Source organism: Faecalicoccus sp. LCP19S3_E2 (assembly GCF_052121255.1).
Lineage (GTDB): Bacteria > Bacillota_I > Bacilli_A > Erysipelotrichales > Erysipelotrichaceae > Faecalicoccus.
Window position 1 is genome coordinate 1 of the sequence record NZ_JBQKEP010000027.1, and the last position, 13,932, is coordinate 13,932.

At 40.9% G+C, this 13,932-nt stretch carries 8 protein-coding genes and 1 rRNA gene; 8 read left to right on the forward strand and 1 reads right to left on the reverse strand.

Annotated features, from left to right (window positions below; genetic code table 11):
- Nucleotides 1-103, forward strand: a 5S ribosomal RNA gene (rrf, locus tag ACTQX6_RS12380); the annotation flags it as partial.
- A 93-nt stretch (nucleotides 104-196) separates the two neighbouring features.
- Nucleotides 197-1,729 carry a cardiolipin synthase gene (gene cls, locus ACTQX6_RS12385; RefSeq protein WP_168965690.1) on the forward strand — a complete coding sequence of 511 codons (1,533 nt, stop codon included), beginning with the start codon at nucleotides 197-199 and terminating at the stop codon, nucleotides 1,727-1,729.
- 100 nt (nucleotides 1,730-1,829) lie between these two features.
- Here cls and ACTQX6_RS12390 read toward each other — a convergent pair whose 3' ends face one another.
- Nucleotides 1,830-3,197, reverse strand: coding sequence for a class II fumarate hydratase (locus tag ACTQX6_RS12390; protein WP_294688343.1), 1,368 nt, complete (start codon nucleotides 3,195-3,197; stop codon nucleotides 1,830-1,832).
- Between the two features lie 93 nt (nucleotides 3,198-3,290).
- On the opposite strand from ACTQX6_RS12390, the gene pulA reads away from it, so the two are divergent.
- The 6 genes from pulA (at nucleotide 3,291) to ACTQX6_RS12420 (ending at nucleotide 13,787) form a co-directional block, all read left to right on the forward strand.
- The gene (gene pulA, locus ACTQX6_RS12395) at nucleotides 3,291-5,390 is read left to right on the forward strand and encodes a type I pullulanase (protein ID WP_294688345.1); all 2,100 of its coding nucleotides are present in this window, start codon (nucleotides 3,291-3,293) and stop codon (nucleotides 5,388-5,390) included.
- Between the two features lie 76 nt (nucleotides 5,391-5,466).
- Entirely contained in the window at nucleotides 5,467-6,978 is a 1,512-nt protein-coding gene (locus tag ACTQX6_RS12400; RefSeq protein ID WP_294688347.1) for an IMP dehydrogenase, read from the forward strand.
- 68 nt (nucleotides 6,979-7,046) lie between these two features.
- Nucleotides 7,047-8,189 carry an anaerobic ribonucleoside-triphosphate reductase activating protein gene (locus ACTQX6_RS12405; RefSeq protein WP_294688350.1) on the forward strand — a complete coding sequence of 381 codons (1,143 nt, stop codon included), beginning with the start codon at nucleotides 7,047-7,049 and terminating at the stop codon, nucleotides 8,187-8,189.
- Nucleotides 8,190-8,199: 10 nt separating this feature from the next.
- Entirely contained in the window at nucleotides 8,200-10,227 is a 2,028-nt protein-coding gene (locus ACTQX6_RS12410) for a ribonucleoside triphosphate reductase (RefSeq protein WP_294688352.1), read from the forward strand.
- A gap of 49 nt (nucleotides 10,228-10,276) precedes the next feature.
- On the forward strand, nucleotides 10,277-12,010 hold the full coding sequence (locus tag ACTQX6_RS12415) for an ABC transporter ATP-binding protein (RefSeq protein WP_294688354.1): 1,734 nt from the start codon (nucleotides 10,277-10,279) through the stop codon (nucleotides 12,008-12,010).
- A complete protein-coding gene (locus tag ACTQX6_RS12420; RefSeq protein WP_294688356.1) occupies nucleotides 12,000-13,787 on the forward strand; it encodes an ABC transporter ATP-binding protein in 1,788 nt (595 codons plus the stop codon). Before ACTQX6_RS12415 ends, ACTQX6_RS12420 begins: the two co-directional genes overlap by 11 nt.
- The last annotated feature ends 145 nt before the right edge of the window (nucleotides 13,788-13,932 follow it).

Here is a 13,932-nt window from a genome sequence, read left to right on the forward strand (position 1 = left end):
TAGCGAAGTGGAACCACCTGAACTCATACCGAACTCAGAAGTTAAGCACTTCAGCGGCGACAATAGTTGGGCCTGCCCCTGCCAAGATAGCACGTTGCCGGGTCATTTTTTATTTCTTAAGATTTTCTTAAACTCATGTCTGTCAACTTGAGTTTTTTTTTCGTTATGCTAAAATATGCTTCATATAAGGAGAATTATGCATAAATATATACGAATTATTAAATCAAAGCCCTTTTTTATCGCTATGGCTTTTTTGATTCAATTATGGTTGTTTGCCTTTTTGATCACATGGCTATCCCGGCGATTCTTTGGCTTTTATCTATTATTAGTTATTTTAAGCTTCTTTGTCAGTGTTCAGGTAATCAATCGTGATTCGGATTCCTCAAGCAAGCTCTTGTGGGTCTTAGTAATCATGTTTATGCCGGTTTTTGGAGGGTTGCTGTATGTTCTATTTGGAGCCAGAAAGATTCCAAAGGCCTTGATGATCAAGGATAGACAGGCAAATCGAGATTATCAGCGTTATGCCAAACAAAGCATGCAGGTTATGCAGAATGTAAAAAATGACTTTGTTTTAGATAAGATGGTTACTTTGGCATGGTCCAATGGTTATTTTCCCGTGTATGATCATTGTCATGTAACTTACTTTCCTTCCGGAGAAACACAGTATCAGGCGTTTTTAGAAGCATTATCCCAAGCCAAGATCTATATCTTTATGGAGTTTTTTATCATTAATAAAAGTGTGATGTGGGATACGATTTTACAGATTTTAATGGATAAGGCCAGTGAAGGTGTTGATGTACGATTGATCTATGATGATTTTGGTACGATTACTTATCTTCCGGCTCATTATGATCGATGGTTGAATGAACGTGGTGTAAAGACGCATCGATTTAATCCAATGAAGGCTCAAATCGCCATGCAGATGAACAATCGCGACCATCGCAAGATTTTAGTTGTCGATGGAAAAGTTGCTTTTACCGGTGGTTGTAACATATCTGATGAATATATTAATACCAGAGAACGATTTGGACATTGGAAGGACATGGGAGTTTGTATCAAGGGAGCCGCTGTTGAAACTTTTACGGTTTCTTTTCTACAAATATGGAATTATCAGGCGCAGGATCCAACACCGTATGCTCCATTCGTGCTTTCTAAAGATTTACAGGCTACCTATAATGATCCAGGTTATGTCATTCCTTTTAGTGATTCTCCAACGGATGAAAACTATACCGGAAAGTATATGCAGCTAAACCTTTTGAATACATCGTGTGATTATTTCTGGATTTCTACACCGTATTTGATTTTGGATGATGAAATGGTTTCCAGTTTACAGCTTGCGGTGAGTAATGGTGTGGATGTTCGCATTATTGTACCGGCCATTCCGGATAAAAAAATGGTCTATCAGGTCACAAAGGCAAACTATGATGCTTTGATCAAAAAAGGTGTCAAGATTTACGAATATACACCGGGCTTTATTCATGGAAAAGTGGCTATCAGCGATGATCGAAGTGCTTTAGTAGGTACGGTAAATATGGATTTCCGTTCTTATTACCTTCATTATGAATGTGGTGTCTATATGCGTGATACACCTTGTATTCAGGACATAAAGCAGGATTTTGAAGAAATCTTTAAAGTATGCCATGAAGTAACCCTGCAAGAATGTGAGAACGTGAACTTTTTTGTTCGAGAATTTAGAAAGATCTTAAAAATATTTGGTCCAATGTTATAGAAAAGATGGAAGGATCACAAATTTGTTGTGTTTTCCATCTTTTTGTTTTCTTTTTTTTCGCAAAAAAAAGATACAGTTGAAAGAACTGCATCTCCAATCTCTACAACATCTTTTTAGGATCGACGTAACGATCAAATTCTTCTTCACTTAGATAGCCAAGATGTAAGATGGCTTCTTTTAAAGAACAGTTGTGATGATATGCATATTGGCTTGCTTTTCCTGCTTTTTCATATCCGATTACCGGATTTAGACATGTCACCAACATCAAAGAATGATGAAGGTTTTCATCCATTGTCTTTTGATTGGCCTTTAAGCCGACAAGACAGCGCTTTGTGAAAGAATCGATCGCATCACTGAGAAGTTGAAGACTTTGATCTAAGTTATAGGCGATGACCGGCATAAAAACATTGAGTTCGAAGTTTCCCTGACTAGCGGCAATGCCAACTGTAGTATCGTTTCCCATGACTTGTACAGCGACCATCGTTAAAGCCTCACATTGTGTCGGATTGACTTTACCGGGCATAATCGAACTTCCTGGTTCATTGCTTGGAATTTCAATTTCATGTATGCCACATCGTGGACCGGAAGCCAGCCAGCGAATGTCATTGGCAATCTTCATGCAGTTGCACGCCAAGCCTTTTAATGCGCCGGACAACATCACACAGGCATCTTTACTGGTCAGGGCATGAAATTTATTAGGATCCGGCTTAAAATCAATGCCGGTCTTTTCTTTTAAAATCGTACAGATCTTTTCATCGAAATCTTTTGGACAGTTGATCCCGGTTCCTACTGCGGTTGCGCCGATGGCCAGTTCATCTACAAAAGGCAGACATTCCTGAATTTGACGCATACTGTGTTCAATCATAGAACGATAACCGCTGAGCTCCTGTGAAAAATAGAGTGGCGTTGCATCTTGTAAGTGGGTACGTCCGATCTTGATAATGCCCTCATTCTCTTTTTCCAGATTTTGAAGCTGATCAGCCATTTTTTGACAGGCAGGCAAGAGTTCTTCTCTTGTCTTTTGCGCCAGCATCATATGTAGTGCTGTTGGGAAGGTATCGTTGCTGCTTTGTGAACAGTTGACGGTATCGTTAGGATGCAGGATCGTGGCATGAGCCCAAAGATTTCCCAGAGTGGTAATCACTTCATTAAAATTCATGTTGGTCTGGGTACCGCTGCCGGTTTGCCAAATATGTAGTGGAAACTGATCCAAATATTGGCCTTCCTGAATCTGTTGGCATATGTGGCAAATGGCGTCGCATTGTTCCTGGGTGATCTTTCCATAGGAAGCATTGGCTCTGGCACAAGCCTCCTTTAACAAGCTAAATGCATACAACAAGCTTTTTGGCATGGTTTCCTTTCCAATCGGAAAGTTTTCCAGACTGCGCTGTGTTTGACTTTTCCAGTATTTATCGGCGGGTACTTTTACTTTCCCCAGTACATCTTCTTCAATTCTGTATTCTGACATGATAGGACCTCCAATACAGTAAGTGTAACATTTTTTTTAGGTGGGTTCTATGTTAAAATGGGTGTGGTCTTAAAGTGAAAAGGAAGAGATAGTATGCGAATGGAACGAGACTATGAGGCATATTTTGATGACTATAATTGTTTGAAAGTCTATATGTCAAAAAACTTTTTTAACGGATCTTCCCGTATTTTTCATCTAAAGGATTCCTGTGATCGTATCATTCATTTAAATATTGATCATAAACAGGATCTTTTAAACGGTTATACCAAATATGTATTGTCCTTAAAAGAACCGTTGATCATGGGAGAAGAATATGTCGTTTATGATGAACATTGTCAAAAAACGATCTGTCAGTATTCTCATATCGTCAAAACGATTCGATTTAATCAGGAATATGAAGTAAAAGATATTGATCTTGGCTGTTTTTACACAAAGGAGCGTACCGTATTTCGTTTATGGTCGCCGGTAGCTTATCAGATTTTGTTGCGGCTGGATGATCATGGACAAAAATCAACGATTGAAATGGAGCGTAAAGAAAAAGGAATTTTTGAGACAACAGTATCTAAAGACCTTTTAAATGCGCATTATACATTTATGGTGCGAGCTAACGGAACCTGGAAAGAAACGGTGGATCCGTACAATTCTTTCTGTGGTCCCAATACGCAATATAGTGTTGTGCAATCCATTGAAAATGTAAAGCTTCCTAAAAAGGTAAAAGTACCTTTGATGCGATCGAATACAGATGCGATCATTTATGAAGCCAGTATTCGCGATATGACATCCGAACCAGGTATCGGTGTGAAGCATCCACGAAAGTTTAAAGGCTTTACCGAGGAAAACATCACGACAAAGTCCATGAGCACAGGCTTTAGCTATATTCGATCTTTGGGAGTAAGCCACATTCAGCTTTTACCGGTGTTTGATTTTGGCAGTGTGGATGAGGTCTATACGGATATCTTCTACAATTGGGGCTATGATCCGGTTCATCACCGGGCCCTGGAAGGCAGTTATTCAACCGATTGTACCGATGCGACCAAACGAATCGAAGAGCTGGCTCATTTAGTACAGGATTGTCACCAGGCGGGCTTAAAGGTGAATCTGGATTTAGTCTTTAATCACGTATATACCAAAGAAAAGTACCCGTTGGAAATTCTGGTTCCCAACTATTATTTTTTGATGGATACAGAAGGCGAGTTCAGTAACGGCTCTTTCTGTGGAAATGATATTGATACGCAACCACCGATGTCACGCAAATATTTTGTAGATACATGTCTTCGTATCGTAGAATGGTTTGATGTGGATGGTTTTCGTTTTGATTTGATGGGAATTTTAGATTATAACTTAATGAATGAAATTGCCGAGAAGTGCAGGGCACTGAAGCCGGATTTTATGATCTATGGAGAGGGCTGGAATATGCCAAGCTTTGTGCCGGAGCATCTAAGAGCTTCGATGTTGAATCAGGACCAAATGCCATTGATTGGTCATTTCAGTGATCGTTTTCGGGAAACATGTCGCGGTTCCAATGGAGATTTGGAGATTTGTGGTTATTCCAATGGCGATACCGGGTTATTGAATTCTATGCAACAATGTTTGGGTGGCGGTTGCCTGGATCATCTTTTTGATTCGCCGCAAAAAGCTATCAATTATGTGGAGTGCCATGACAACCATACGCTGTGGGATAAAAACAGTGTGTGTTGTCAACATGAGTCCAGAGGGGTCTTGATGCAGCGACAAACCTTGGCCAATGCTTTGGTGATCTTAGCACAGGGAATTCCTTTCCTTCATGCCGGCCAGGAATTTGGCCGCACAAAGTATAATTTAGGAAACAGCTACAATCGCAGCGACCACTATAATCATATCGACTACAACCTGCGCAATAAGCATATGCCGATCGTAGTGGATACCAAGCTGTTGATCAAAATTCGTAAAGAGCATCCATGTTTTCGCCTGGCTACAAAAGAAGAAATCGAAACTAATGTTAGCTTTGGTGATATCGATGGAAAAGTATTGGTCTATCAGGCAAAGTGTAAAGAGGATGTCTGCCTCTGTTTCTTTAATCCGACTTCGGAACATTTTACATACGATTCGCATCAAAAGCTGTCGATTTTATTTGATAATGGAAATATCAATGCGGCCACGACTTATCGGGTAGGAATCGCTCCGTATTGTGTTGTCGTTTGTACATTGAGTTAAGACGAATTCACTTGACTTGTTCATCATCAAAACATACAATAGTTTCAATAATGCGTAAAGACAAGAGGAGGAAACCATGGCAAAGTTTTGTAAAGAACCATCCAGAACATTTAGTGAGTATTTATTGATTCCCGGTTATACCGATGAAAACTGTACACCGGATAACGTGAATCTTCGTACGCCGTTAGTTAAGTTTAAAAAAGGAGAAGAACCGGCACTTCATTTAAATATTCCTATGGTGTCAGCCATCATGCAGGCCGTCAGCGGTGAAGAAATGGCTTGTGCCTTAGCACGTGAAGGGGGCGTTAGTTTCATCTATGGTTCCCAGTCGATTGAATCACAGGCGGCAATGGTTGCCAAGGTCAAGGCAACAAAATCCGGTTTTACCGGCAGTGATTCCAATATTTCACCGGAAGCCACTTTAAAAGATGTGATCGAATTAAAGAAGAAAACAGGCCACTCCACTATGGCAGTGACAGAAAATGGCGAAGCGGACGGCAAATTGGTCGGCATCGTAACCAGCCGTGATTATCGCATCAGTCGTATGGACCTAGATACAAAAGTCAAAGAATTCATGACACCGTTTGATAAGCTGATCGTAGGAAAGGAAGATATTACCTTAAGTGAAGCCAATGATTTGATCTGGGATCATAAATTGAATCAGCTTCCGGTCGTTGATGACAAGCAGCGTTTAAAAGCTTTTGTCTTTCGCAAGGACTATGCATCACATAAAGAAAATCCCAATGAATTATTAGATGACCAAAAACGCTATATCGTAGGAGCCGGTATCAATACCCGTGACTATCAGGAACGTGTTCCGGCTCTGATAAAGGCAGGTGTTGATGTACTTTGTATTGATTCCAGTGAAGGATATTCCTGCTGGCAGGCAAAGACATTACAGTGGATCCGTGATACTTATGGTGATCGCGTTAAGGTCGGTGCGGGAAATGTTGTCGATGAAGAAGGATTCCGCTTTTTGGCTGAAGCCGGAGCGGACTTTATCAAAGTCGGTATCGGTGGAGGTTCCATCTGTATTACCCGTGAACAAAAAGGAATCGGACGAGGACAGGCCACGGCAACTTTAGAAGTCGCACAGGCTCGTGATAAATACTTTGAAGAAACCGGTGTGTATATTCCAATCTGCTCTGATGGTGGTATCGTACATGATTATCACATCACGTTGGCTTTAGCCTTCGGTGCTGATTTTGTGATGTTGGGACGTTATTTTGCCCGCTTTAAGGAAGCACCGAATAATTTGGTCAGCGTCAATGGAAACTATATGAAAGAATATTGGGGCGAAGGAAGTGCCCGTGCCAGAAACTGGCAGCGTTATGATGTCGGCGGAGAAGGCAAGATGAGCTTTGTCGAAGGAGTTGACTCCTATGTGCCTTATGCGGGAACACTTCATGAAAATGTCGGTTTGACCCTTTCTAAAGTCTCTCATACGATGTGTAACTGTGGCTGTCTGACGATTCCTGACTTGCAGAAGAATGCCAAAGTGACTTTGGTTTCCAGCACAAGTATCGTTGAAGGCGGTGCACATGACGTTGTGGTACGTGATGAAAGTTTTGATGCCAAACCACAGTAATATAAGGGCGTAAAGCCCTTTTTTTGTTGTCAGTTGCACTTTCAAAAAGACTCTGTTATAGTGTGACCATGAATAGAGATTTTCAAAATAGTTCGGATTTATTGTTGGATATCAGCATCTTATATAGAAGTACACAAAAGTATTATGATCAAATGCTTCAAAGCATTTCATTGACCTATGCACAGCTCCCGATCTTGATTCTGATTTATGAAAATGAGGGCATTTCTCAGCAGCAGATTGCGCAGGATGGCGGCTATGACAAAGGAACGATTACCAAGCAGGTACAGAAGCTAGAAGAAATGGGATATATTCGGGTACAGCCATCCAAAAAGGATAAACGAGCCAAAGAGCTTTATACGACTTCACAGGCCAGAGCTATCATGAGCAAGGTCTATGCGATCCGTACTTCCTGGTGGCGGCATATCAGTTCTTCCATTCCTAAAGAAGATATGGCAGCCTTCTCCGGCTTTTATAAAAATATGGCGGCTTCCGCCAAGGAATTTGCGAAAGCCGATTTAAATGCGATCTCTTTTTTTGAACATCAGAAGCTTAGCTTTCAAAGCGTTCCGGGCAAGGTTTCAACTATTGTCGCCACAGGGGGTTGTAACTATCGCTGCCCTTGTTGTAATGAATCGCATCTGGTTTTTTTAAAAGAGGATTCCATCAGCTATTCTCAGGAAGAAATCTTACAATACGTAAAGAGTCGAAAGGATATGCTGGATTCAATAACAATCACCGGTGGAGAACCTTTGATGCATACAGAGCTTGATCCTTTTTTAAAAAAAGTAAAACAGATGGGATTTTTCATCAATTTGATGACCAATGGTTCGTATTTTGAACATTTAAAAAGCCTGGTTGAACAAGAATTAGTGGATCGAGTTGTCATGCATATTAAAAATGTACCGGAAAAATATGGGGAAACGATCGGATTGAAAACATATGAGATCCATGAAGTTGAAAAATCGATTCATCTTTTAAATACAGAAAAGATAGAAAGCGTATTTGTGATCACACCGGTGCATGAGTTTCATACACCAGAGGATCTGGTTGCTATGGCAAAATGGCTTAAGCCGGCGCCTAGCTTGGAACTGCATATTTTTGAAGAGAAAGAAACGGTCATTCAAAAAGGATATCATGGTTATACCCGAGAAGAATTGAATAAGATAAAAAAAGAGTTGGAAGTCTATATACCTAATGTAAAGATACGATAGGAGGGGTTGTATGCTGAAGGTGGAAAAAAGAGATGGAACCATCGTAGATTTTGCGATCGCCAAGATCGTAAATGCGATTCAAAAAGCGTTTGATTCCTGCAAGATGGCTTATGACCCACAAATCTTTGATCTGCTGGTATTACGTGTCAGCGCGGATGTACAACCAAAGATCAAAAACGATATCGTCTCTGTTGAAGACATACAGGACAGTGTGGAACGTGTGCTTTCTCAGGCCGGTTATACAGAGGTGGCCAAAGCATATATCTTGTATCGTAAACAAAGAGAGAATATTCGCCGCATCGAAAATACGACGTTGGATTATAAGAATATTGTAGATGCCTATCTGGATGATGTGGAACAAGAACAGCTTCAGGATCAGCCTTCATTATATTCTGTCGGTGGTTTGATACTATCCAATTCCGGTGCCATCACCAGAAATTACTGGTTGAGTGAAGTCTATGATGCCACGATCAAGGAAGCGCATAACAGCGGCTTGATCCATATTCATGATCTGGATATGTTGACAGGGGATAGTGCCAGCTGGTCTTTGTTGACGTTGATTAGACAGGGTATCACCGGTATGCCAGGTCAGGTACATTCTAAAGCGCCAAAGCATTTGATGACCTTATGTAATCAGATGGTCAATGTTTTAGGCATCCTGCAAAATGAATGGGCTGGTGCGCAAAGCTTTTCAAGCTTTGATACGTACCTGGCTCCTTATGTGAAAAAAGAAAAGCTTTCACTTCCCGATGTGAAGAAAGCGCTGGAAGCTTTTATATATGGTGTGAATATCCCTTCACGCTGGGGAACGAAAACGCCATTTAGTAACGTGCTTTTTGATATGCAGGTACCGCAGGCTTTAAAGGATACCAAAGCCTGGGTAGGCAACGAACAGATGGATTTTACCTATGGACAATGTCAAAAGGAAATGCATATCATCCAGGAAGCTTTCTTTTCGATTCTACTGGAGGGGGATGCCAAACAAAATGGTTTTCCTTTTCCGATCGTGACAGTCTTGCTGGATAAAAACTTTGATTTTGATGAAAAAAGCTACACAAATCTCTTTCGATGCGCTGGCAAGTATGGTATGCCATACTTTGTAAACGCATCGATGGTTCAAAGAGATCCCTATCGACCACTGGATTTAAAACATTGGAACTATAAGCCGGGCTTTTACAGCTATCCGGAAAACTCAGGAAGCATCGGTACCGTTACAATCAATCTTGTAAGGCTGGCGTGGCTGGCAGAGGATGAAACGGATTTTTTTCGATCATTAGATGAAGTGTTAGCTTTATCTTGTCGTTCTTTACAGATCAAACGTCAGGTTTTGACAAAGCTGTTTCGCAGTGGCTTGTATCCTTACACAGCCTGTTACATTGATAGCTTTGAACGCCATTTTTCCACGATTGGAATCGTAGGTATGAATGAATCCGGTATCAATGCCAAATGGCTTCAAAAAGATATGGGGCATAAAAGTACACAGGAATTTGCCCGTAAAGTTTTATCGCATATACGAGATGTTTTGATGAAGCAGCAGGAAAGTACGCATTGTCTATATAATCTGGAAGCCACACCGGCCGAAAGTGTATCGTATCGCTTTGCGAAAAAAGATCAGGATCTTTATCCTGCTATGAAAACAGCCGGTATTGTATCTTATACCAATTCCAGCCAGCTGCCTTTGGAAAATGAGGAAGATCTTTTTGCTTCTTTACAGATTCAGGAAACGATTCAGTCGCTTTATAACGGTGGAGTTTCTTTTTCCATACCGATGGCTAAAGGCATGGAAGATACGATAGCTGTTAAAACGCTGGTACAAAGTATCATCAAACATTTTTCTATCTATGATTTTATGTTGTCGCCGGTGTATTCGATATGTCCGGATCACGGCTATATCTCTGGCTTAGTCAAACAATGCCCGCAATGTGAGAAAGAATGTACGGTGTGGGCACGTATGGCGGGGTATTATCATCCCGTTAATTTTCAAAATGAAAAGGTCCGACAGGATTTTATCCGCCAACATCCTTATATTTTAGAATGAGATGCGAATGAGCACCTCTTCTTTTTTATCAATGAGAGGGAGGAAAACAATGAAATTGATCATCAAGTATTTAAAACCCTATAAATTTTTAGTGTTGTTGAATATTGTGTCTATCTTTGGGTTTGCACTGGCTGAATTGGGTATTCCGACATTGATTTCCGATATGATCGATGAAGGTGTGCTGCACCAGGATAGCCAGTATTTGTTTCGAACGGGTCTGATCATTGCGTGCATCGCCTTGATCGGTGTATGTGGAACGATTCTGTTGGGATATTGTTGTGCCAAGATTTCCACATCAGTGACTCGAGATATTCGAAACGATGTATTTAAAGAGGTACAGACTTTTTCACATGCCCAGATGAATGAGTTTGGCGTATCGTCTTTGATTACCAGAACGAATAATGATGCGTATCAAATCATGGTCTTTTTAAATGTAATCCTGCGAACGGCTTTAATTGCACCGGTGATGTTTTTTGTCAGCTATACATTGACAATTCAATCCAATCTGCAGCTTTCCATGATCATTGCCTCTACGATTCCTTTGATCATATTGGGCGTTATTCTGGTTGGTCGTTTTTCAGAGCCTATAAGTGAAAAACAACAAGGTTCGCTGGATAGACTCAACCGCATCTTTCGTGAAAATCTGACCGGTATCCGTGTAATTCGTGCTTTTAATAACGATGCTTACGAATCCAAACGATTCGATCAAGAAAACCGCTTTTTCATGAATCAGTCTCGAAAGTTATTTAAGCTGATGTCCAGTACGGAACCAATGTTTTTCTTTGTGATGAATCTGGCCGCTTTGGCGATCTATTATGTGGCGGCCGGCATGATTGATACCAATACCTTACAAGTCGGTAAATTGATTGCCTTTATGGAATATCTGTTTCATGCGATGTTGTCGGTCATGTTGTTTTGCACCGTTTTTATGATGTATCCAAGAGCCAGTGTATCTGCCAGACGAATTCGTGCCATCTTTGATTCACGATCCGAGATTACAGAACAAAACGATGCCATAGATTTAGAACATGTAGATTCCCTGGAATTCGATCACGTGACCTTTGCCTATCCGGATGGGGAAGAAGCGGTTTTAAAAGATATTAGTTTTACTGTCAAAAAAGGAGAGACGATTGCCTTTATCGGTTCGACCGGTTCAGGAAAAAGTACATTGATCTCTCTGGTACCCCGTTTTTATGATGTGAGTCAGGGAAGCATTCGTATCAATGGCAGGGATATCCGATCGTATAAAATCGATTCGCTTCGTGCCTGTATCGGTTATGTTGCCCAAAAAGCCGTCTTATTTCGAGGAAGTATAGAAGAAAATATTCGCTTCGGCAATGCCCATGCGAGCCAACAAGAGATCGAAAATGCAGCCCATGTCGCACAGGCTTATGATTTTATCATGGAAAAACCGGAACAGTTTCAAGAAAGAATCGTAGAAGGGGCCACCAATGTATCCGGGGGACAGAAACAGCGTCTTTCCATTGCCCGTGCCCTTGTCAGATATCCGCAGATCTGCATTTATGATGATTCTTTTTCTGCCCTGGATTTTGCGACCGATGCCAAACTTCGTAAAGCTTTAAAGCCGGAGATCAAAGATTCTATCATGATGATCGTCGCCCAACGTGTTTCTACGATCATGAATGCCGATCATATCCTTGTACTGGATGAAGGAAAGACCGTAGGCTATGGAACGCATACAGCGTTGTTGAAAAAATGTCCAGTGTATAAGGAAATTGCCTTATCGCAGTTAAGTGAGGAGGAACTGACTTATGGAAAATAAAACCATCAAGACAAAAGATTGTCTAAAAGCTCTTCTTCATTTTATGAAACCCTATCGTTTTAAATTGAGTATTGCGATCTTGATGATCGTTTTGACACAGTTATCCTTTGCGTTAAATCCGACAGTAGAAGGGATGATCACAACCTCTTTGATGCAGGATGCGATGGATATCATTCAAGGAGTGCCCGGAGCCCATGTGCATTTTGAAATCATTTTAGGCATTATGCTGCTTTTATTGGGATTATATGTGATCAAGACAGTTTCCCAACTCATCACTGCTTTTTTCTTGACCGATGCGATTCAAATGACGATGCACGATGTACGAAACGCATTACAAAAAAAGATCCAGCGACTGCCGGTACGCTATTTTGATGATCATGCCTTTGGAGATATATTAAGTCGTGTGACCAATGATGTCGATGCCTTAAGCAATGCACTTCAACAAGCATTGACCAGAGTGTTCGGTGCCGTTTTGACGTTTATTTTCGTAATCACGATGATGCTGATGATCAATCCGATCATGACTGCCATTGCCTTATTGATCATTCCACTTTCATTGATCATTACGAAGGTCGTTGTCTCTCATTCGCAAAAGCTCTTTGAAAAACAACAAAATACATTAGGGGAGCTGAATGGAACGATCACTGAAATGTATGGAGGATTTAATGAAATCATTCTCTATGGGAAACAACAGGATGCCATCCAGACATTTCAGGATGTCAATGATAAGATGTGTAAGGCAAGCTTCAAGGCCCAGTTTGTTTCCAGTCTGATTTCTCCATTAGTATCCTTGTGTACGTATTTAGCCATCGGGGCTGTTGCGGTATTTGGCTGTGTACTGGTCATTGAACAAAAACTGCAGGTAGGAAGCTTACAGGCTTTTATCCGCTATATCTGGCAGATCAATGATCCACTTTCGCAGATTTCCCAATTGTCTTCACAGGTACAATCTGCTTTTGCGGGTATGCATCGAATTTTCGGTATGTTGGCAGAAGAGGAAGAACCATTAGAAAAAACAGAAGTAAAAGAAGTCGATACCATGAAAGGGGATGTGAAATTCGAACACGTCCAGTTTGGTTATGATGCAGACTTATTGATGAAGGATGTCAATATTGATGTCAAAGCCGGACAGATGGTTGCGATCGTCGGTCCTACCGGTGCCGGGAAGACAACACTCATGAATCTGTTGTTGCGGTTTTATGATGTGAAAGGCGGAAGCATCAAGATTGACGGGGTAGATATCCGTGATTTTAAACGAGAAGATCTAAGATCTTTGTTTTCGCTGGTCTTGCAGGATACATGGCTTTTCCATGGAACGATCTATGACAACATTCGCTATGGACGTTTAAGCGCACGTAAGGATGAAGTCATCGAAGCTGCCAAGATGGCCAATGTTCATCACTTTATTCGTACCTTGTCGCATGGTTATGATACGGAGCTAAATGAAGAAGCCAATAATATCTCACAGGGAGAAAAACAGCTTTTAACGATTGCCAGAGCCATATTAAAGGATCCCCAAATCTTGATTTTAGATGAAGCAACCAGCTCCGTAGATACGCGCCTGGAAAAAATGTTGCAGTCGGCTATGCAAAGAGTGATGAAAAATCGAACCAGCTTTGTCATTGCCCATCGCTTATCGACCATCAAAAATGCCGATTTGATCCTTGTCTTACAACATGGTGATATCGTAGAACAAGGAACCCATGAAAGTCTGTTAGAAAAACAAGGCATCTATGAAAAGCTGTATCACTCTCAGTTTGCCCAACAGGAAGAGTAGAGTTCAGAAATATTTCTGGACTCTTTTTTTTAGACGCTTAACCTTCAATTTGTTGATATGACATAAATAGTGTCGAATCAGACAGTATTTTATAAGTACAGAGAAACGAGGTACTTATATGTTGATGAATACTAGTTCTGATTTT

What these genes read in the sequence shown, in the direction of transcription:
- cls (WP_168965690.1), top strand. Translation starts at nt 197, where the DNA reads ATGCATAAATATATACGAATTATTAAATCAAAGCCCTTTTTTATCGCT.
- ACTQX6_RS12390 (WP_294688343.1), bottom strand. Translation starts at nt 3,197, where the DNA reads ATGTCAGAATACAGAATTGAAGAAGATGTACTGGGGAAAGTAAAAGTA.
- pulA (WP_294688345.1), top strand. Translation starts at nt 3,291, where the DNA reads ATGCGAATGGAACGAGACTATGAGGCATATTTTGATGACTATAATTGT.
- ACTQX6_RS12400 (WP_294688347.1), top strand. Translation starts at nt 5,467, where the DNA reads ATGGCAAAGTTTTGTAAAGAACCATCCAGAACATTTAGTGAGTATTTA.
- ACTQX6_RS12405 (WP_294688350.1), top strand. Translation starts at nt 7,047, where the DNA reads ATGAATAGAGATTTTCAAAATAGTTCGGATTTATTGTTGGATATCAGC.
- ACTQX6_RS12410 (WP_294688352.1), top strand. Translation starts at nt 8,200, where the DNA reads ATGCTGAAGGTGGAAAAAAGAGATGGAACCATCGTAGATTTTGCGATC.
- ACTQX6_RS12415 (WP_294688354.1), top strand. Translation starts at nt 10,277, where the DNA reads ATGAAATTGATCATCAAGTATTTAAAACCCTATAAATTTTTAGTGTTG.
- ACTQX6_RS12420 (WP_294688356.1), top strand. Translation starts at nt 12,000, where the DNA reads ATGGAAAATAAAACCATCAAGACAAAAGATTGTCTAAAAGCTCTTCTT.